15 protein-coding genes and 1 pseudogene are annotated in these 19556 nt (G+C 70.0%); 10 read left to right on the top strand and 6 right to left on the bottom strand.

Features of this window, described 5'->3' with window-relative positions:
- Positions 1-8: 8 nt before the first annotated feature.
- The gene (locus ACLJN9_RS22615) at positions 9-356 is read right to left on the bottom strand and encodes a cupin domain-containing protein (protein WP_410813492.1); all 348 of its coding nucleotides are present in this window, start codon (positions 354-356) and stop codon (positions 9-11) included.
- A 9-nt stretch (positions 357-365) separates the two neighbouring features.
- Positions 366-1454: a hypothetical protein gene (locus ACLJN9_RS22610; RefSeq protein WP_410813491.1), complete on the bottom strand. Its 1089-nt coding sequence runs from the start codon at positions 1452-1454 to the stop codon at positions 366-368.
- 323 nt (positions 1455-1777) lie between these two features.
- Between ACLJN9_RS22610 and ACLJN9_RS22605 the strand changes: the two genes are divergently transcribed.
- The 7 genes from ACLJN9_RS22605 to ACLJN9_RS22575 all read left to right on the top strand — a co-directional run bounded on the left by ACLJN9_RS22605 (position 1778) and on the right by ACLJN9_RS22575 (position 8377).
- On the top strand, positions 1778-2851 hold the full coding sequence (locus ACLJN9_RS22605) for a hypothetical protein (RefSeq protein ID WP_410813490.1): 1074 nt from the start codon (positions 1778-1780) through the stop codon (positions 2849-2851).
- Between the two features lie 43 nt (positions 2852-2894).
- Positions 2895-3740, top strand: a complete 846-nt coding sequence (locus ACLJN9_RS22600) for a dimethylarginine dimethylaminohydrolase family protein (protein ID WP_410813489.1) — start codon at positions 2895-2897, stop codon at positions 3738-3740.
- Entirely contained in the window at positions 3733-4911 is a 1179-nt protein-coding gene (locus ACLJN9_RS22595) for a type III PLP-dependent enzyme (protein ID WP_410813488.1), read from the top strand. The genes ACLJN9_RS22600 and ACLJN9_RS22595 overlap by 8 nt, the downstream gene beginning before the upstream one ends.
- Positions 4908-6380, top strand: a complete 1473-nt coding sequence (locus ACLJN9_RS22590) for a saccharopine dehydrogenase NADP-binding domain-containing protein (protein WP_410813487.1) — start codon at positions 4908-4910, stop codon at positions 6378-6380. Before ACLJN9_RS22595 ends, ACLJN9_RS22590 begins: the two co-directional genes overlap by 4 nt.
- Before the next feature lie 86 nt (positions 6381-6466).
- Complete coding sequence (locus ACLJN9_RS22585; protein WP_410813486.1) at positions 6467-6970, top strand: MarR family winged helix-turn-helix transcriptional regulator; 504 nt, start codon at positions 6467-6469, stop codon at positions 6968-6970.
- Positions 6967-7941, top strand: coding sequence for a DMT family transporter (locus ACLJN9_RS22580; protein WP_410813485.1), 975 nt, complete (start codon positions 6967-6969; stop codon positions 7939-7941). The genes ACLJN9_RS22585 and ACLJN9_RS22580 overlap by 4 nt, the downstream gene beginning before the upstream one ends.
- Entirely contained in the window at positions 7931-8377 is a 447-nt protein-coding gene (locus tag ACLJN9_RS22575) for an Lrp/AsnC family transcriptional regulator (protein ID WP_410813484.1), read from the top strand. The genes ACLJN9_RS22580 and ACLJN9_RS22575 overlap by 11 nt, the downstream gene beginning before the upstream one ends.
- A gap of 6 nt (positions 8378-8383) precedes the next feature.
- Here ACLJN9_RS22575 and ACLJN9_RS22570 read toward each other — a convergent pair whose 3' ends face one another.
- Positions 8384-9283: a LysR substrate-binding domain-containing protein gene (locus ACLJN9_RS22570; RefSeq protein ID WP_410813629.1), complete on the bottom strand. Its 900-nt coding sequence runs from the start codon at positions 9281-9283 to the stop codon at positions 8384-8386.
- A gap of 81 nt (positions 9284-9364) precedes the next feature.
- Entirely contained in the window at positions 9365-10009 is a 645-nt protein-coding gene (locus ACLJN9_RS22565) for a hypothetical protein (protein ID WP_410813483.1), read from the bottom strand.
- Between the two features lie 351 nt (positions 10010-10360).
- Between ACLJN9_RS22565 and ACLJN9_RS22560 the strand changes: the two are divergent.
- Positions 10361-11139, top strand: a pseudogene (locus ACLJN9_RS22560) (GTP-binding protein); the annotation flags it as partial.
- A 194-nt stretch (positions 11140-11333) separates the two neighbouring features.
- Here ACLJN9_RS22560 and ACLJN9_RS22555 read toward each other — a convergent pair.
- Positions 11334-15365, bottom strand: a complete 4032-nt coding sequence (locus ACLJN9_RS22555) for a hypothetical protein (RefSeq protein WP_410813482.1) — start codon at positions 15363-15365, stop codon at positions 11334-11336.
- A gap of 118 nt (positions 15366-15483) precedes the next feature.
- Positions 15484-15624: a hypothetical protein gene (locus ACLJN9_RS22550; RefSeq protein WP_410813481.1), complete on the bottom strand. Its 141-nt coding sequence runs from the start codon at positions 15622-15624 to the stop codon at positions 15484-15486.
- Between ACLJN9_RS22550 and ACLJN9_RS22545 the strand changes: the two genes are divergently transcribed.
- On the top strand, positions 15623-16114 hold the full coding sequence (locus ACLJN9_RS22545) for a hypothetical protein (protein ID WP_410813480.1): 492 nt from the start codon (positions 15623-15625) through the stop codon (positions 16112-16114). The two genes, ACLJN9_RS22550 and ACLJN9_RS22545, sit on opposite strands and share 2 nt — an antisense overlap.
- Positions 16115-16256: 142 nt before the next feature.
- A complete protein-coding gene (locus ACLJN9_RS22540) occupies positions 16257-19499 on the top strand; it encodes a BTAD domain-containing putative transcriptional regulator (RefSeq protein WP_410813479.1) in 3243 nt (1080 codons plus the stop codon).
- The last annotated feature ends 57 nt before the right edge of the window (positions 19500-19556 follow it).

Raw genomic sequence — 19556 nt, 5'->3', positions numbered from 1 at the left:
TGCACTCCCTACAGGTCGAACCGGCCGAACGCCGGCGGCCAGTACACGGACACCAGCACCAGCGGGCCGGCGCCGGTGTTGACCAGCTGGTGGTGGGTGTCGGCGGGAATGACGACCGCCTCCCCGCCGACGACGGGCAACCGCTGCGCGCCGACGGTCATGTCCCCGCGACCGGACAGGATCAGGAAGATCTCGTTTTCGGGGTGGGCGTGCACCGTGGTGGCATCGCCGCGGTCGAGGACGGCACGTCCGATCCCCCAGTCGGCCAGATCCTCGTGCCCGTGGGGATAGATCTGCTGGTACCGAACCCCGTAGCCGGGCTGCAGCTGGTCGTCGCCAATCTGCCGGACTAGCACGGCGCCTCCTCAGTAGTCGAAGTCGGGTGCGTTGACCGCCGGCCAGGTCGGCCAGGGGTTGTCGTGGCGGGCGTCCTCGGCGACGTCGAGCCCGTGCACCCATCCGTGCTCCGGCGACCCGGGATCGGTCGGAGCCGGGTCCAGGTAGCCGAGGTGCAGCGACGGCCAGACCTCCTCGGCGGACCACGGCCCGTCGGCGCGGGTCCGCGCGTCGGTCAGCACCTCGCGCTGCACCAGGACGTCGATCTGGTACGTGGCGGAGTAGCGATCCGGATCCAACCCGTCCCGTGGGCAACCACCGCCAACCCCGTGCGGTGCCGGGTTGCGCCAGCTCGAGCCGCGTCCCTGGGGGTGGCCGATGCCGCCGGCGCCAATGGAGCGCATCGCCATCCGGCGGACGTACGCCATCGCCTCGTCGAGGTCGGGCGCCAGCCCTCGCGCGACCAGAGCCTGGGCGTAGTGCCCCGGTGCGTTCATGGAGATGAGCAACCCGCCCGGCACCCTGCGGTCGTGGTGTCGGCGCAGGTGCGCCGTGGTGTGGAACAGCTGGGCGCTGGCCTTGTAGACGCGCAGCGCGCCGTCGGCGTGTCGCAGCGGCACCGCCTCGGTGTAGATGACGTCCGGTTGAATCGGGGCGTGCTCGACGAGGTACGCGCCAGCGAGGGTGAGCGCGGCGGTGGCCAGCTCAGGCCCGGGCGGGGCGTACGCGAGACGCCGGCTGTTGAACATGACGAGAAACGCGCTGCTGTGAGCGGTGACTGCTCGGTCCTTCCAGCGGCGGCGGGCACGTTGGATCTTGTCGGACACCGCGTCCAGCCCCCGGGCGAGGTCGTCCTCGCCGATCCAGCACACGTCCATACCCAGGCCCCTGCTGGCGTGGACGCCGTCCTCCTGCCGGGTGGCGAGCCGGCCGAACAGGCACGGCTGACTACGGGCGAGCCACCGGTGCAGGGCCGCGCGCCGCTGCGTCTCGGTGCTCACCGGCGACAACAGCACCTCGTGGGCCGCGTCGATGTCCGCGCCGAAGGAGATGTCGGCCGGTAGTTGGGGCAGGTCGCGCAGCACCGCGGGGACGACGACACCGTCTCCGATCCGCATTGTCTCCGCCTCTGGAGGGGTCGGGATTCCTTGTTGGAACGCACTACTTGATAGCAGTTGAACGCGCGGCGCGTCGAGGTCGGACGCCTCCGTTTGCGATATCCGGCGTCGTAGCGACGAATTCGTGGCACGCCCGCGCCGAATATCGATCGCCGTCGGGCAAACACTCATCACACCCGCGCACCATCGATCGGGGATACAAATGTGGCGACCGCCCGTCAGGTCGGCGGCAGACGGAGAAAAACGTCACGAGAAGAGGCCGGAAAGTGAGCTTGAGCGAGACCTTGAACGGTCTTCGGGGACCATCGCCCAGCCTGTCGGACATGATCGACGGCCTGCCCACCCTTCCGCCCGACGCGGACTTCGGTGACGACATCGACCGTGCCCACCACACCCTGTTCGCGGACACCGATGTCGAGGAGAAGCGTCGGGTCTTCTTCCAGTGGATAGGGCGATGGCAGCCGTGTCTGTTCGGACGTCTCGCGGCGCACGCGGCCAAGGGCCCGGCTGCGGCCAAGGGCCTGGCAGCGGATCTGTGCTGGCTGACCGACGACGACCTGGCCCGCGGCGCGGACCACGTGAGCGCCCTGATCCAGCAGGCCCGGCGACGCTGGAAGGACCGCGCCGAGCAGGGGCTCGCCAGCGGGTTCCTCATCATGTTCAACAGCCGCCGGCTCGCCTACGCAGCGCCCGGTAAGGAGTTGCTGCGTCTCTCTCTGTTCCTCTCCGACCTCTACCTGATCGAGCATTCCCCGACCCGAGCCGACGTCATCTACACCGAGGCGGCACCGCTGCGCCTCGACGGCCGACTGCATCTGTTCAAGGTCGGCTGCAACATCTTCTACTCGTCAGCGCACGGCACCCGCAACCATGACCGTCGGGTTCCCGGCGGCCTGATGTTCTCGATGAACTCACCGGGCCACTACGCCAACTCGCTGCACTCCCGGGGCCTGTTCGACTCGTTGCCGGCCGCCATCGAGTTCGTCCGGGACACCGCGTTCCGATCGATTGGCAACGGCGGATTGGGCGCGAGCGACGTGCCGAGTCAGAGCTGGCACAACCGCCGGCACGAGGACCGGGACGGGTGTCCGGTCCGCCGGCTGCCGTCCTACGTCCCACCGGACTTCGACCCGCAGAGCTATTCGGCCCTCTACCACACCGACGTGCTCGTCCCGACCGAGGTCACGGTCGACGGCACGCGGGTCAGCGGGCCGTACGAGTCGAGCGGCACCGAGATCTGGCGCAATCTGCTGCTCGACTACATCAGCGACGAACGTTTTCCGGCCGACCACGAGAACTACGGTCAGTTCCAGGGCCATCCCGTGGACGACTGCAACCGTTATCACAACCCGTGGCAGGCGCGTGAGGCATTTAACGACGAGCAGTTCCGTTACTGACCCGACGAGCCGGGCGATTCCCAGTGCAGGTGGAGGACAGCACATGACAATGGAGGACTCGGCCGGGGGCAGGCACTACCTGATGTGCCCACCGGACTATTTCGAGGTGTCGTATTCCATCAATCCCTGGATGGACCCGCACGCCGTCGTCGACGAGCAGGCGGCCCACGAGCAGTGGCGAGGGCTGGTCGAGACGATCCGCGAGGCCGGTGGGCTGGTGGAGACGATTCCGGCCGTCCCGCAGCTGCCGGACATGGTCTTCGTCGCCAACGGCGGCATCGTCAGCGGCGATTTCTTCCTGCCCGCCGCTATGCGCCACCCCGAGCGGCAGGGCGAGACGCCCCACCTGCTGGCCTGGTTCGAGGAGTTCGGATGCAAACTGCTCGACCCGCCGGCCGCGACTCAGGAGGGTGCCGGTGACGCCCTCGTCTTCGCTGACGCTCTGGTGGCCGGGTACGGGTTCCGTTCCGAGCGGGCCGCGTACGAGGACGTCACCGCCCGCACCGGTTGGCGGGTCGTGCCGGTACACCTGGTCGACCCCCGGCTCTACCACGTCGACATCGCCTTCTGCCCGCTCGGCGAGCGACAGGCCCTCGTGGTTCCGGACGCCTTCGACCGGGAGGCCCGGCGGGCGCTGGCCGACCTGGTACCCGACCCAGTGCTGCTGACGATGGAGGAGGCGCTGGCGTTCAGCGCCAACTCCATCGTGATCGGGCAGGTGGTCATCATGCCGGCCTGCTCCGCCCGCCTGGAGGCCGAGCTGCGCCGCCGGGGGTTCGAGGTGGTCGTCCACCCGGTCGGCGAGTTCCTCAAGGCCGGTGGCGGCGTACGCTGCCTCACCCTGACTCTCGACAACACGCTGCTCACTGGAGCGGGCACTCATGGCTGAGGCGCCCGGTGGCCTGCAGATCATCGAGCGACGCGCCGACGCCGATCGCATCGGAGAATGGGCCACGGCGGCGGTCACACCGTGTCTGTACTTCGATCCGGCTGTCGCCGTCGACCGCTATCAGCGGTGGCGCTCGGCGTTCCCGGACGCCGATGCCTACTACGCGGTCAAGGCCAACCCGGAGCCGCGTCTGATCCGGCGCCTGGTGCGGGCAGGAGCCTCCTTCGACGTGGCCAGCCCGGCCGAGATCGCGCTCTGCCTGGCCGAGGGTGCCGACCCGTCGACGCTCTCGTACGGCAACACGGTGAAGAAGGCTGCCGACATCCGCTACGCCTACCGCAGTGGGGTACGGCTGTTCGTCTTCGACAGCCAGGACGAGCTACTCAAACTGGCGGAGCACGCGCCCGGCTCGGCGGTGTTCTGCCGACTGCTCGCCAGCAGTGCCGGCGCACAGTGGCCGCTGAACGGCAAGTTTGGCTGCACCTCGGACATGGCGGTCGACCTGCTGACCCAGGCTCCCCGGCTCGGCCTGCGGCCGGTGGGCGTGTCGTTCCATGTCGGCTCCCAGCAGCTCGACCCCGGCAGATGGGAGCCGAGTGTGGCTGCGGCGGCGCGGGTGTTCGGCGCGCTCGGCGCCGCCGGCATCGAGCTGAGCATGCTCAACGTCGGCGGCGGCTTTCCAGTGGAGTACACCTCTCCGGTCCCGCCGATCGAGCGGTACGCCGAAGCGATCACGGCGGCGGTCGAGCGGCACTTCGACACCTGCCCCCGTCTGGCCGCCGAGCCGGGGCGTTACGTCGCCGCCGCCGCGGGCGTGCTGCGGGCTGAGGTCGTCCTGGTATCCCGCAAGGCCTTCGACGACGACACCCGCTGGGTCTACCTGGACGTGGGGCGCTTTGGCGGGCTGGCCGAGACGGAGGGCGAGGCGATTCGGTACCAGCTCGTCACCCCGCACGACGGCGGACCCGACGGCGCGGTCGTGCTGGCCGGACCCACCTGTGACAGCGTCGACATCCTCTACCAGCGCACGGCCTACCGGCTGCCGCTGGCACTGCGCCCGGGCGACACCGTGGACATTCTCGCCGCCGGCGCCTACACCGCCACCTACGCCTCCGTCGGGTTCAACGGATTCCCGCCCCTGCCAACCGTGTGCATTGGAGACGACGAGTGACCCCGCCCACAAGACTCACCTTCCCCGGACGCGTTCTGGTGCTCGGCAGCGGATCGGTGTCGCAGTGCCTGCAACCGCTGCTCCTGCGGCACCTGGACATGGACTTCACCCGGCTGACCGTGATGGACTTCGCCGACCTGTCCGGGAAGATCCCCGACACCCTCGCCGCCGGGGCCCGCTACGTCCGGCACCGGATCACCCGCGAGAACCTCGCCACGACACTCGGTGAACACCTCGGCCGGGGTGACCTCCTGATCAATCTGAGCTGGAACATCGATACCATCGACATCGTCGACTGGTGTCAGCGGCACGACGTCCTCTATGTCGACACCTCCGTCGAGCTGTGGGACCCGTATGAGGACCAGGCCGCCAAGCACCCCAGCGAGCGGACCCTCTACGCCCGGCACATGCGACTGCGCGAGCACGCCAGAGGGTGGGGCGCCGACGCCTGCACGGCCGTCGTCGAGCACGGCGCGAACCCCGGCCTGGTCAGTCACTGGACCAAGGTGGCACTGGAGGACATCGCCACGACGATGCTCAAGGACCCCGACCGGTTGCCGACGCCGCTGGAGCCGCAGCGGGCGACCGCGCTCGAGTCGGCCCTCGGCGATCGCAACCACGCACGGCTGGCGATGTTGACCGGGACGAAGGTCATCCACATATCCGAGCGGGACACCCAGATCGGCAGCGCGCCGAAACAGGTGGGCGAGTTCGTCAACACGTGGTCGATCGAGGGTTTCTACGAGGAGGGCATCGCGCCGGCCGAGCTCGGGTGGGGCACCCACGAGCCGAGCCTGCCACCGGGCGCCTTCACCCACGAGTCCGGCCCGCGCAACCAGATCTGCATCGCCCGCACTGGCATGACGACACTGGTCCACTCGTGGGTGCCCATCGGCGGCCCGATCATTGGCATGGTGATCCGGCACGGCGAGGCGTTCACGATCAGTGACAAGCTGACCGTCTGGGACGGTGACACGGCGCGCTACCGGCCGACCGTCCACTACGCCTACCTGCCGACGGACGCGGCGATGGCGTCCCTGCACGAGTGCCGGATGCGCGACTACGAGCTCCAGCAGGACCAGCGGATCATGGCCGACGAGATCGTCGACGGCGCCGACGAGTTGGGCGTCCTGCTGCTCGGGCACGATCTCAACGGCTGGTGGGTCGGCTCGCAGCTGGACATTCACGAGACCCGCCGCCTTGTGCCACGGCAGAACGCGACCACGCTGCAGGTGGCCGCCTCGGTGCTCGGCGCCGTGCACTGGATCGTGCGCAACCCCCGCCGCGGGCTCTGCGTGCCGGACGATCTGGACCACGATCAGGTGCTGGCTGTCGCCGCCCCGTACCTCGGTCCGTGTCCGTCGGTGCAGACCGACTGGACGCCCTCGGGCTACGACCCGTTCGCCCAGTACGCGCGCACTCCTGCGCACGGCGACAACTGGGCGTTCGACCGCTTCCTGGTTTCCTGACACGTCACGTCGCCCGCCGCGCTCCTTGGGCGCGGCGGGCATCGACAGGAGTACCAATGACTGACTCAGTCAGGTATCTTACGGCCATGGATGGCCGTACCCTCAACATTCTCGGTGCCCTCGTCGACGCCCTGCACGACCGGATGGCGGATGCGGGCACCCAGGTCAGTGGCCTCGGCGCGTCCGCGCCGGCCGCGCTGGCCACCCTTCAGGCATGTCCGGGCGAGAGTGTCGAGTCCCTCAGCCGCATCCTGGGCATCACCAACTCCGGCTCGGTGCGACTCGTCGACCGGCTGGTGAGCGCAGGCCTGGTGGAACGCAGACCGGGTCGCGACGCCCGCAGCATTGCCGTCCACCTGACACCGGCTGGCTCCGCCGTAGCCGCGCAGGTCGTCTCCCGACGCCGCGAGGCTCTGCGCCACGCACTCGCCCCACTGCGACCACACGAGCACGCAGCTCTCGACGGCATGGTGGAGCGGATCCTCGACGGGCTGAGCAGCGACCGGCGCTCCGCCGACCGCATCTGCCGGCTCTGCGACTACGTCATCTGCCCGCAGGATCGCTGCCCCGTCGAGCGGGCCGTAGCATGAGCCAGCCCTGGCGCCTCGGCGCGCTCGTCCTCGCCGCGCTCGGCTGGGGTAGCTCGGCGGCGTTCACCAAGCACGCGCTGGACGGCTTTCCCCCGATCACGCTGCTGGCCGTGCAACTCGTCGTCGCGAATCTGATTCTCTGGCCGGTCCTGGCGGTACGCGGCATGCGCCGCCCCTCGGCACCCTGGCGCTTCGCACTGCTCGGCTTCTTCGAGCCGGCGCTGGCCTATACGGGCCTGACCCTCGGGCTCGGCTACACCACGGCGGCCAACGCCTCCCTGCTGTCCAGCCTCGAGTCCTGTTTCGTCGTCATCCTGGCCGCCCTGTTCCTCGGCGAGCGCATCGGCCGCCGCTCCGCCTTCGGCCTGTTCCTCGCCGTCATCGGCGTGGCCGTCCTCAACCGAGCCGACTCCGTCAACGCCATCAGCCTCGGCGACATGTTGATTACAGGAGGGGCACTGTCGGCGGCGATCTACGTGATCTTCGCCAGCCGGGTGGCGCCCCACGTCGACCCGGTCGAGATGACCACCTACCAGTTCGGCTTCGGTCTGCTGTTCACGCTTCCGGCCGCCGCGGTGCAGTGGCTGTCCGGCCACGAGCGGCTCGCCGACCCGGCACCAGCCGGCGACCACTGGATCGCCGCCGTGGCCGGAGGCGGGCTCGGCTTCGCGATGAGCTTCTTGCTCTACAACTTCGCAATCCGCACGGTCCCGGCCGGGGCAGCCGGGATGACACTCAACCTTATTCCGGTCTTCGGCGTCATCGCCGCGGTCGTCGGGCTCAACGAGCCGTTCACGCTCACCCAGGCCCTCGGGGCGGCGCTCATCGTCGGGGGCCTGGTCGCCTTCCCCCATCCAGGCGGCGACGACACTCCTGCGGTGCCCTCCCCGGCGCCGCAGGCGCTGGTGGCCGCGGCAGCCGCGTCACCGCCAACGACGACCACCGGACGGAGCCTGGCCAATGAGCGGTGACCGGCTGATCGACGAGGTGGACAGCGTGCTCCTGGCCAGCCTGCGGGCCGACGGACGACGCTCCTATCTGCAACTCGCCGCCGATGCTGGTGTGTCGCCGCACACCGCCCGGCGACGGGTGCACCATCTGCTCGACACGGGAGTCGCCCGTGTGGCCGTGCGCGTCAACCGGGATGTCGTCAACGGCGAGCGATTGGCGGTCGTCGGCCTGTCCGTCGTCGGCGGCACAGACCAGGTGCTGGAGGCGGCCGAGGCCCTCGTCCGGCTCGACAGCGTCGTGCTCTGCACCGGCAGGTACGACATGCTGGTCTGGGTGAGCTTCCGCAACGAGAACGACCTGCTGCGCGTGATGAACGAGGACATCCGGGCTCTGCCTGGAGTACGCAGTGCGGAGGTCTTCCTCACGCTGCGTACCGTCAAGGACACACGCGGATGAACGAGCTCACAGGTCCTGATAGTCCTCGCTCAGCCGGAGGAAGGTGTCGAACATCCGGATGATCGCCGGGCGCCGCTGCCCGCCGGTGCGCGACGCGAAGCACACCCGCCTCTCCAGGCCGGGGTCCTCCAGCGCTACGGAACGCAGCGTCCCCGGCATGCCCACGAGCCCGGTGGTGGGAACGAGCGCGACGCCGATTCCTCCGGCCACCAGGTTGTGGGTGAGCTGGGAGTCGTTGGTGAGGACGTCGATGCGCGGCGTGAAGCCCGCCGCCTCACACAAGGCGACGAACGCCGCGTGGCACAGAGTGTCGGCGCGTGGCGCGATCCACCGTCTGTCCGCAAGCTCGGCCAGGCGTGTGGGCCGTCGCGACTCGCCCTCGCCGACGAGCAGAACGATCCGCTCGCGGAACATCGTGACTATCTCGAGGCCCGGCGCGGAGATGGGCCCCAGCACCTCGTAGTCGTAGATGAGCGCGGCGTCGAGATTCTCACGGCGCAGCGCCTCCATCGCCTCGTGGGTCCCCATCTCCTCGAACGCGATCGTCAGCTCCGGATGCTCCCGCCGGGCGGCGGTCAGGGCAGGCACCATGAACAGCCGGGAGACCGTGGGGAACGCGGCGAGGCGTACCCGGCCCTGCAGCTCGACGTGGAGAGCCGCCAGATCCGCCTCGGCCCGCTCCAGGTCCGCCAGGATCTGGTCCGCGTGCTTGACGAGCAGCTCGCCGGCGGCGGTGAGGGTTAGCCGGCGTCCGACGCGCCGCAGTAGCGTGACACCGACCTCCCGCTCCAGCGTGGACAGCTGCTGGGACACGGCGGACGGCGAGAGGAAGTAGAGCTCGGCGACAGCCGACGCAGTGCCGAGCCGGGACAGTTCACGCAACAGCCGTAGCCGCCGTACGTCCATCACCTGTAGAGCCCCCGTTGATCAACCAGGATGTGTCTGTCGTCGACAGAACCATTCGCCCCTTCGTGGAGTCACGGCTCGTCAGGCGCCCGGGCGTGGTCGTCGGTCACCGCGGCCGGAGACGTCCACCAGGCCCCAGGTGCCGGCCACGGCAATCGCCTGTTGCCGGTTGTTGACCCCCATCCGCCGGTAGAGCTGACGCAGCCGGCGGAACACCTCCCGCGGTGAGTAGCCCGCAATGGTCGACAGTTCGGTCACCGACCCGCCATGGGCGAGCAGTCGCAGCCACCGCAGTTCCTCCGCGGAGACGGTGGGCTCGGGTGGAACCGCGTGCACCAGGCCAACCATCCGCTTCACGATGCCGGTAGGCAGCACGGTCCGACCCGCCAACGCGGCGTTCACCACCATCGCCAGATCCTCCGGAGAGGTGTCCCAGGCGCAGGCGGCCTGGGCGCCGGAGATCAGAGCTGCCTGATAATCACGTGCCTCCGACGAGCGCAGCAGAGCCACGATGACGGTGTCGTTCCGATCATGCAGCGCTCGTACGTCGATGAAGCTCTCCTCGCTGTGTACGTTGATCACCACGGCGTCGACGCTCTGGTCGGGCACCCCCGCGTCCGCGCCGCCACCCCACCGCTCCACCTTGAAGCCACGGAGTTCCAGGATCAGGGCGACACCCTCGCGAGTGGTCGCCACCGGGTCCACGACGAGGACCTTCGCCGTCATGACTACCCCCGAATCGTCAGGTTCCGTGCACCGAGGATTGCCTCGGCACCCAGACCTGTGTCACGAGTCAGCCTGCCAGCGCCACTTCACGCGCGTCTATCGCCATTAGCTGAACATCCAGTTAGGGTAATCTTGAAATCACATTCCGCAACATCGGCACATGGCTCCCGCCTTGCCCGCGCTGACAGACGGTCATGTCCGGCGTCGGTCGGTCGCGCCTCCGGTTGCGCACACTCCCGGGGCTGACAACGTCCACCGCGCCGTCATCGCCTACCACCTCTGCGACGGACCCGCCGCAACCGACCTCGCCAAGCTGTGCCAGCCCGTGACCCTCTCCGACTGACCTACCCCCCGTTGCCGTTGTCTGCCGTCGGCTCGAAGGAAGGGCAGGTCCTCCTCGACGACCTGGCCCGCCTGGACAACACCGCCACTGTGGTAGGCGTGGCGGGCCTGCGGAGCATGGTCGAGGCGGGGGAGACCCCGCAGGGGCGTGGGCTGGCAGCCTACGACGGGGGATGATCGCGGCATCGCCGACCTGGTGGTCGATCAGATCGAGTTCGTCGCCGTATTGATGGTCAACAGGACCGACCTGCTCAGCCCTGTCGATCCGGCGGTGGTTCAGGGCTGCTGACCGGCCTCGACCCGGCCGCCCGCCAGGTCCGTGCCGTGCCCGGCCGGGTGGCCCGGCGGAGATCCTGCACACGGGCCGGTTCGACCTGGAGCGGACCGGGACGGCGCCCGGCTGGGTCGCCGAACTCGACGGCGGGCAGGTGCCGGAGACCGAGGAGTACGCATTCCAGCGCCGTCTCGCCCGACCACCGGCCGATGCGCCTGCGGTGGTTGTGGGATTTGCTGGCCGGCGGCCTGGAAACGTCCGGCGTGGTGCGGTCGAAGAGGTTCCGGTGGCTGGCCAGGCGCCCGGACGTACGGGCACTGTGGTCGCAGGCCGGCCCGGCGGGGTCTTCGGGGACCGGTTAGAGGAGCTCGTTGTCATCGGCATCGGCCTGGACGACCAGGGCCCGCACGGCACGTTCATCGGCCTCGACCTCACGCGCCAGATGCTCGCCGTCGCCCACACCCACGCCCAGCGAGCCCCCCGCCAGCCTGATACCCGGCACCTACCGCTCCCCGACGCCTCAGTCGACGCGGTGGCGGCGTTTCTGCCATCGGTCGTCACTATGCGGAGATCACGCAACGACGCCGGAACCCGGCGGCAGCGCCCCAGGGTCAGGTGCGTGCACCGGTACCGACGGTGAGGAGCACGAGCGGGGCCGGGAGCCCGAGCAGCCAACGGCCGCCGGGCTCCCGGATCGTCACGCGTTCGTCACGGGTACATCTGGGCGATGGTGAAGTTCATCGATTGAGCATAGAGGCTGACACCGGTCGGGCTGTTGGGGTGGAAGGACTGCTGCGACGTCGGGCCGTCCGGGATGTCACCCGGCGACTTGTCCGTCACGATCCCGTGGACGCCCGCCGGTGAGCCGCAGACCGACTTGCCCGCGAACTCGTCGATCGGGTCGGAGTAGTACGCGATCGTCGCGCCGTGCGCGGTGTTGAAGTCGCGGACGACGTCCAGCTGCTCGTCACGCAGCAGCACGCTCATCTCGGACAGCCACACCCGCTCCTCGTCGCTGAGGACGAGCTTGATGGCGCACAGCGGGTCGCCGCCGGTCTCGACGATCTTCGGGTACCCCATGAGCATGATCTTGGCGTTCGGCGCCTTCTTGCGGATCTCCTCCAGCACCTTCGTGTTCGACCGGGGAACCGTGTCGGTGATGCGGCGCCTGGTCGACACGTCCACGGTGTCCGTCTCGCCCGACAGCTTCGCCTTGAAGCAGTCCAGCGGGCCGGCCATGACGAGGCACTCCTTGACCACCGGGCCGAACTTCGCGTCGTTGCCGCCGATCGAGATCGTGACGAGCGTGGTGTTCTCGTCCAGGTAGCCCTTGTCGAGCTGGGACACCTCCAGGTACTGGCCCTTGCCCCGTTCGTTGTCGGCGTTGCGGGGCTCGTTGCTGACGGTACGCAGCGGCAGGATGTTCTCCGTCTCCGCGCCCGAGCAGGCGATCAGGTGGTAGTCCATGTTGACGTCGTGCTGCTGGCTCGTGATGTCCGCCCGCGGCCCGATCGGCGTGGACGACCCGGGTAGCACCGCCTTACGCGACCACGCGTTCTTCGAGCGGTGGCAGCCGTTGCGGAAGGCGTTGTTGCTGTTGTTGTCCGTCTCGCGGTAGTAGTCCGAGCCGTTCACCGGCGAGGCGCCCTCGCCCGACGAGAACGAGTCGCCGAGCGCCACCACCTGGTGCTGCGGCTTGCCCGGCAGCGGAATGAACGCCGCCGCGTCGAAGGCCACGTTCTCCTGCGGCCGGCCCAGGGCCAGGTCGCCCTGCCCGCTGGTCGGCACGTCGTCCCGCAGTTGCGCCAACTCCTCCGGTGTCAGGTCCGCCACCATGTTGGTCAGCTCCACCGTCGGGACGTTGTTGAACTCGAACACGCCGAGTGCCACCCAGCGGTTCGCGTACCCGCGCTGCTGGACCATGCGGGTCTTGACCACGCCGTTCTTCGTCGTGATCTTGTACGCCGCCTGCTGCGTGGTACCGAGGTGATCAGGGATGTGGACCATGACCCGCATCCAGCCGTTCACCGTCCGGTCCAGCGTCCACGTCCCGCTGACGTAGAGGTTGCTGCCCGGCTCGCGGGTGTGCGTGAACCAGTAGTGCGCGCCGTACCCGCCGCCGACCTGGTGCAGGTCGATCTTGCCCGGGTACTGGAGCGTGCCGTTCTGCGTCTCGCCGGCGAACCCGTGCGTGAACGTTCCGCTGTTCGTCCGTCGGGTGCAGAACCAACCGGCCTCGTCACGGCGCGGGCTGACGACCTCGTCGACCACGTCGTCGACCACGAGTGCGTTCGCCGGCAGGTCGGTGCCGCACTTCGGGTAGTAGCTGACCCCGGCGGCCGGATACGCCCAGCCGGGGTCGTACCTGATGGCGGCGTTACCACAGTCCAGACAGCCCGGTTTCCAGTCCGCGGATTGGTTGTACCAGCACTTGAGGTCACGTTCGCCGATGACGTTCACGTGGTGGCACGGGCCGGCCGGCTCGTCGATCACATCGGGCGCCGTCGGCGGCAGGTTGTTGCCGTAGGAGCAGTCGTTGGACTGGTCGCAGAACGTCTGGAGGTGCGGCTTCACCCGCGCGCGCCCGTCGTTCGTGCTCCACCACGCGTACCGGTAGCCGTCGGTGTAGGTGTCCGGCTTCTCGATCGCGTTGAGCGGGTGTCCGGCCCAACCCATGATCTTCTCCGGGTACGGCCAGTGGCTCGGGTGCCGCGCGTCGTCGTAGGTTTCCTCCAGGAACGCCTTGCGGTTCGCCGGGTACCGCGGGTTGGCAGGGTTGTTCGCCCAGCCGACACCCCACGGCCCGTCCGTGCTGCCCTGCGGCTCGTAGAACCCGGTGTTGTAGGCCCACACCGCGAAGAACCAGCTCTCGATGTACTGCGGGTCGCCGCCGTTGACCTTCATGTTGTACGCGTGGACCTGGTTCCACTTGTCCTGCAGGATCCGCAGCGACTGGGAGATGTTCGCGGCGAAGTCCACGGCGATGGCCAGCTGATGGTCGTGCGGCAGCGGGACCTCGTTCGGCTTCTGGAACCCGGGCTTGCGCATGCCGTCGGTGACCTGCCCGACGCCGTAGCCGCAGTCGGACTTGTCCCAGCGGATCGTCCAGTCGTCGCTCGTGTCGGCGTCGTAGATGTCCAGTCCGTAGTAGTTGCCGATGAGCGGGTTGCCGAACTCGCCGGGCAGGACGTGCGGCGATGCCTGCCACAGGTTCGACTCCTGGGCGAGGATGCCGAGCATGATCTGCGCGGGCACGTGACCGCCGCCGTTGAGCGGCCGCATCGGGAACCACTGTGCGACGTTGTAGCCGGGCAGACCGGACTGGTTGAAGTTGTTGCCCCGGTTGAGGATCAGCGCGTCCTGCACCGCCATGTCGACGACCCACTCGATCTCCCGGGCGCGCGGCTGGTACACCTGTACCCGCACGTCGTTGCGGGGGATCGCGCACCAGGCGGCCGTGTCGACCGGGTCGTGCAGCGGTGTCGCCAGCGTCGTGGCACCCGGTGCCGACCGGGCCCGCCCCGGCGTCTTCGGGTTCGCCCGGGCGCCGGCGTCGCCCGACGTCGGCGTGGTTGGCGCGACCGCGAAGTCCACGCGGCGACCGGTCGCCGGCACCCTGGCCTTCATGGTGAGCGAGCGGCCGCGGCCGTCCGCGGCCTGCGCCGCCCGCGGGTCGCTCGTCCACCTGATGTCGTCCAGCAGCAGGTCACCCTCGCTGGACATCTCCGCCTGCGAGGTCGCGTCGAGCTTCGCGACACCCGTGGGCAGCTTGTGCACCTTGGCCGGGGTGCCGGTGATACCGACCCGACCGCCCGCGCCCTTGACCACGTTCATGTCGGTCGTGCCGCCCTCGGCCAGCGTGGCCGTCGCGCCGGACTTCACGACGGTCCGCCTGACCCGGCCGGCCTTGCTGTCGGCATCCATGTAGACGACGGCGTCGCCGTTGGCCGCCAGCCGGAACGGTACCCCGGTGGTCCTCGCGACGGCCGACCGGCGACCCTTGCCGTCGACCCTGACCAGCGCGCCGTTGTCGGCGGCGATGATCTCGTCCTTGACCGGTAGCGCCGAGGTGAGCTGACCCGCCACCTGGATCGGCGCGGCCACGGTGCCGGTCGCGGCGTCGAGCTTCGTCAGGCGGGTCTTGCCCGAGCCGGTGTCGCCGCCGGTGAACGTGCTCAGCACGACGTTCTCACCGGTGCCGCAGCCGGGGCTGAAGTACGCGAGGGACGCGTGCGCGGCCACCTTCCGGACGGACTGGTCCTTGAGGTCCACGACCGCCACGTAGGCACCGCGGTCGAACAGGTCGGGCTTGTTGGTGTAGGCGCGCGGGGCATACGTGACCACGAGCCGCCGGCCCGACTCGGTGAGGCAGCCGTTGCCGATCCACTGGTCGGTCTCCAGCCCCGGCTCGCTCAGCGTGGCCGCCGTCGTCCAGCTGTACCCCGAGGCCGCCGACGCCACGAGCACGTGCAGGCCGGTCATGTCACCGGAGAGGGTCCAGGCCCTGTCCTGCGACGTCCGCCAGCCCTGCTTGAGGGTCGAGTCGCGCTGATCGGGTGGTATCGCGGCGGACGCCACCTCCTTCGGGGGCGGGTCCGGCGCCGCGGCGGCCGGCGCGGGGAGCGCCACGAGACCGCTGGCGACGATCGAGGCGGCGGCGAGCGTGACGGTGGCGCCGCGACGGGCGGTGCCGGGACTGAGCCCGCGCGGTAGCGCGGGGCGGGGCGGTGATGCTGACACTGCGGTTCCTCCAGGGTGGCTTGAGGTCGATGCAGTGTCGAAACCAGCCTCACCGTCGGCGCATCACGATGTCATCGTGGGCGTACCGCGCCGGCGTCACAGCACGCCCAGGGGAGCGTCACGAGACGTGCACATGCTTCTTTCCGGCGTGCCCGACGATGGCGATGGCGCCGCGCGGATGACCTGACGATGCGGCCGCGATGCGGCGACGCCGAAGGATCACCCACACGACATGCAGCACGACTGAGGAGGACAGCATGACGGTAGGAAAGGTCCGGAAGCATCGCCTGGTGCGGGCGCTGATCGCCCTGGTGGCGTTCATGGGAATCGGCGTGGTCACCGCGGCGGTACCGGCGTCGCCGGCGCTGGCCGCGTGCTCGGGCACCGGCTGTCACAACGTCAATCCCGACGGCCAATGCAGCGGCACCCGGTACGGCTGGACCGGCGGCGGCTACGACAGCGGACTCGGCATCGTCGTCGTGAAGTCGTCCGGCTGCAGATCGGCCTGGGCACGCCTGCAGAACGACCAGTACCTCCGCTACAACGGTGGGACGTTCACCGTGCGCATCGAACGCCGGGTGTGGTCGTCCTACGGCTACTGGTACACCGGCAGCCTCAGCAAGCAGTTCCCCTCCACCAATGGCGGGGTGTGGACCAACATGCTCGAGGACATCGACTCCTCGGACGAGCACCAGGCCTGCTACAACTTCCTGGGCGGCGCCTGGACCTGCACCCCCTGGACCAGCTGAACAGCAGGCGGACGTCAGGGTCCCCGGCGGCGCGGGGGCCCTGAGATCCGTCATCGACCAGCCGGCAAGCTGCCCGCCGGGCCTGTTCCACATCGACGTATGGCCCTCGATCGACGTCCGTTCGTCTTGTTAGCCTACGGCTGTGGAGCTGCGCCTGCTTGGCCCCGTCGAGGCTGTCATCGACGGACGGGTCGTGCCCGTCCGTCGCCGTCAGGAGCGACGGCTGCTCGCCATCCTCGCGATGCGACCGGGCCAGTTCCACTCCGCGGAGCGACTCATCGACCTGCTCTGGGAAGACCGACCTCCGGCCCAGGCGCGAGCGGGCCTGCAGGCGATGATCTCGCACCTGCGGTCCACACTGGCGCTGGGCCGGTCGATGGAGCCCGCGTTGCTCGCCCGACCCAACAGCTATGCGATAGAGATCCGGGCAGAGCGGGTCGACGTGCACCGGTTCACCGCCCTGGTGGCCGAGAGCAGGGGCGTCACCGACGCCGATCAGCGCATCGCGATGCTCAGCACCGCGCTCGGTCTGTGGCGGGGCGCTGCCCTGGCCGACGTCTTCGACGACGCCCAGCGGGGCCGGCTCTTCCCGGATCTCGACGAGGCACGACTGACCGCGCGGGAGGAACTGCTCGACGCGCGCCTCGACGCCGGCCAGCACCGGGAGATGCTGGCACCGCTGCACGAGCTGATCAGTGACGCGCCGACACGCGAGCGTCCGGTCGAGCTGCTGATGCTGGCCCTGAGCGGGATCGGTCGTCGCACCGAGGCCATCGCGGCCTACGCCACCCTCACCGATCGGCTCGCCACCGACCTCGGTGTCGCTCCCGGAGAGCAGATCCAGGCGACGTACCGGACGCTGTCACGCGCCACCGCACCCTCGGACGCCGCGCCGCCGTCTCCCGGCAGGCCGGCGCAGCTACCGCTGCCGCCGGGGCACTTCGTCGGCCGCGGCGCCGAGTCGCGTCAGCTCGACCGCCTGCTCGCCAACGCGGCGGCGCCGCAGGTCCTGATCCTCTCCGCGGTCGTCGGCACGGCGGGTGTCGGAAAGACGGCCACCGCCATCCGGTGGGCGCACAGCGTCCGGGACCGCTTCCCGGACGGGCAGCTCTTCCTCAACCTGCGGGGTTACTCTGCCGGCCGGCCCATGCGCTCTGCGGAGGCGCTCGGCGCGCTGCTGCGGGGTCTGGGCGTGCCGGCGGCCCGCATCCCGGCCGATCCGGAGGAGGCATCGGCGCTCTACCGCACCGTCGTCGCCGATCGCCGGCTGCTGGTCGTGCTGGACAACGCCCTCGACGCCGAGCAGGTGCGGCCGTTGCTGCCCGGGTCCGCGGACAGCCTGGTGGTGGTCACCAGCCGTGACCGCCTGAGCGGGCTCGTGGCCCAGCAGGACGCCCACCGCCTGACCATCGGACTACTCCCGGAACCGGACGCGATCGAGCTGCTCACCGTCCTGCTCGGTGTCGACCCGCGAGCCGCCGAACGCGACGCGATCCGGGACCTCGCCCAGGTCTGCGGTCGGCTCCCGCTCGCCCTGCGGATCGCGGCGGCGCTGCTGCACGACGAGCCTGACCTCGCGGTGTCGGCGTACGTGCGGCAGTTGCGGGAGCGGAGCATCGCCGCCCTGGCGATCGACGACGACCCTAGCGTCGCCGTGCAGACGGCGTTCGACCTCTCCTACACCCGGCTTCCCGGCGAGGCCCAGCGGATGTTCCGCCTCCTCGGCACCGTTCCGGGGCTCACACTGTCGGTCGACGCGGTCGCGCACCTGGCGCAGACAACCCCGGACGCGGCCCGTCGGACGCTGGCCCGACTCTTCTCGGCGCACCTGCTGGAGTTCGACGACGATCGCGTCGCGCTGCACGACCTGCTGGGGCGCTACGCGGGCCAGCACAGTGCGCGGCAGGCCGGCCGATCGGAGGCGCAGACCGTCCTCGCCCGCCTGTTCGCGTGGTACCTGGTCCGCGCGCAGGTTGCCGGTGACCTGTTGGCGCCGGGGCGGATCCGCCTGGAACTGCCGGCGGGCCTGGCGGCCGGTGACGCCGGCCTCCCGGACCGTGACGCGGCGCTGGCCTGGCTCGAGGCCGAGGAGTCGAACATGGTGGCGCTGATCAGGGCGGGCGCCGACGGCACGTCGAGGGCCGCTGCCGCCCTGCTCGCCGACCAGCTACGAACGTACTTCTGGGTCACCCGCAATTCACTGAACTGGCTGCTCGTGGCGCAGGCGGCGCTGCACGCGTCGGGTGGGGACGCGTACCCGGCCCTGCGGGCTTCGGCACACATGAGTCTGGGCAACGTGTACCACCTCACGGGCAACCAGCTGGTCGCGATCGCGCACCACCGACGGGCGGGTCACCTGTTCCGCAGCGCCGGGCACGTGCAGGGCCAGGCCGCCGCGGCCGGCTCGCTCGGCGCGGTCTTCGGCGACCTCGGGCAACTGGCGACCGCGGCGGCCTGCTTCGAGCACGCGTTGCGGCTCAACGAGCGGATCCGCCACCGATACGGCATCGCGGTGATGTCGAGCAACCTCGGGACGATCTACGCCATGGCGGGTCGCCTGCGGCTGGCGGTGGAGCGACTCACCGCCGCCATCGTCATCCACCGGGAGGACGGCGGACGACCCAACGAGGCCGTCATCCTCACCAACCTGGGCCTCCTGCGCATCAACCGGGGTGAGTACCCGGCCGCCCTCGGCGATCTCCACGCAGCGGTGCGGACGGCCCACGAGGTCGACATGGCGTCGATCGAGGCGAACGCGTTGGCTGCGATCGGCCAGATCCACACGCTACGCGGCGACGTGCCGGAGGCGAGGTCGGCGCTCGCCGCCGCACAGCGTCTCGCCGACCGTACCGACGACTGGCACTGCAAGGCGTCGATCGACATCGCCGAGGGGTGCCTGCTCCGGCTGACCGGCGACAACACCCGCGCGGCGGCCCGGTACACCCGGGCCGCCGAGTGGGCCAGGTCGGCGCGCACGTCGGCGACGGAGGCCGAGGCCCTGGTCGGCCTCGCCGCATCCGTCGCGGAGCGGACGCCGCTGTTGGCCAGCTCCTCCCTGGAGCGGGCGGTCACGTTGGCCCGACAGTCCGGCGCCGCGGTGATCGAGATCGACGCGTTGGCGGCGTTGGGCGAGGTCGCCCGGCGGCACGGCGACCCCGTGCAGGCGGCCCGCCTCGCCGGCGAGGCGGCACATCGCGCGGAGGCGATCGGGGCACCTCTGGTACGCGCCCGCGCGCTGATCACCCTGGGCCACCTCCAGGACTCGTCGCGGGCCTGGCAGGAGGCGCTGAGCATCCTGGATCTGCTCGGCACTCCCGAGGCGGACATCGTCCGGGCCCTACTGGAGCGGCACGGCGGCCGTCCGGTCGGCGTCCCGGCCGGATAGCCGATCTGCCCGCCGGGGGCGGGACCGGTGCCCGGTTGGTGCGGCGGTGATGGCGGG

The sequence above is a fragment of the Micromonospora sp. 067-2 genome (genome assembly GCF_046549295.1).
Taxonomy (GTDB): Bacteria; Actinomycetota; Actinomycetes; order Mycobacteriales; family Micromonosporaceae; genus Micromonospora.
Note: the sequence above shows the minus strand (reverse complement) of the source record. Positions and strands in the feature narration are given on the sequence as shown.

What these genes read in the sequence shown, in the direction of transcription:
- ACLJN9_RS22610 (WP_410813491.1), bottom strand. Translation starts at nt 1,454, where the DNA reads ATGCGGATCGGAGACGGTGTCGTCGTCCCCGCGGTGCTGCGCGACCTG.
- ACLJN9_RS22605 (WP_410813490.1), top strand. Translation starts at nt 1,778, where the DNA reads ATGATCGACGGCCTGCCCACCCTTCCGCCCGACGCGGACTTCGGTGAC.
- ACLJN9_RS22600 (WP_410813489.1), top strand. Translation starts at nt 2,895, where the DNA reads ATGACAATGGAGGACTCGGCCGGGGGCAGGCACTACCTGATGTGCCCA.
- ACLJN9_RS22595 (WP_410813488.1), top strand. Translation starts at nt 3,733, where the DNA reads ATGGCTGAGGCGCCCGGTGGCCTGCAGATCATCGAGCGACGCGCCGAC.
- ACLJN9_RS22585 (WP_410813486.1), top strand. Translation starts at nt 6,467, where the DNA reads ATGGATGGCCGTACCCTCAACATTCTCGGTGCCCTCGTCGACGCCCTG.
- ACLJN9_RS22580 (WP_410813485.1), top strand. Translation starts at nt 6,967, where the DNA reads ATGAGCCAGCCCTGGCGCCTCGGCGCGCTCGTCCTCGCCGCGCTCGGC.
- ACLJN9_RS22575 (WP_410813484.1), top strand. Translation starts at nt 7,931, where the DNA reads ATGAGCGGTGACCGGCTGATCGACGAGGTGGACAGCGTGCTCCTGGCC.
- ACLJN9_RS22570 (WP_410813629.1), bottom strand. Translation starts at nt 9,283, where the DNA reads ATGGACGTACGGCGGCTACGGCTGTTGCGTGAACTGTCCCGGCTCGGC.
- ACLJN9_RS22565 (WP_410813483.1), bottom strand. Translation starts at nt 10,009, where the DNA reads ATGACGGCGAAGGTCCTCGTCGTGGACCCGGTGGCGACCACTCGCGAG.
- ACLJN9_RS22545 (WP_410813480.1), top strand. Translation starts at nt 15,623, where the DNA reads ATGACGGTAGGAAAGGTCCGGAAGCATCGCCTGGTGCGGGCGCTGATC.
- ACLJN9_RS22550 (WP_410813481.1), bottom strand. Translation starts at nt 15,624, where the DNA reads ATGCTGTCCTCCTCAGTCGTGCTGCATGTCGTGTGGGTGATCCTTCGG.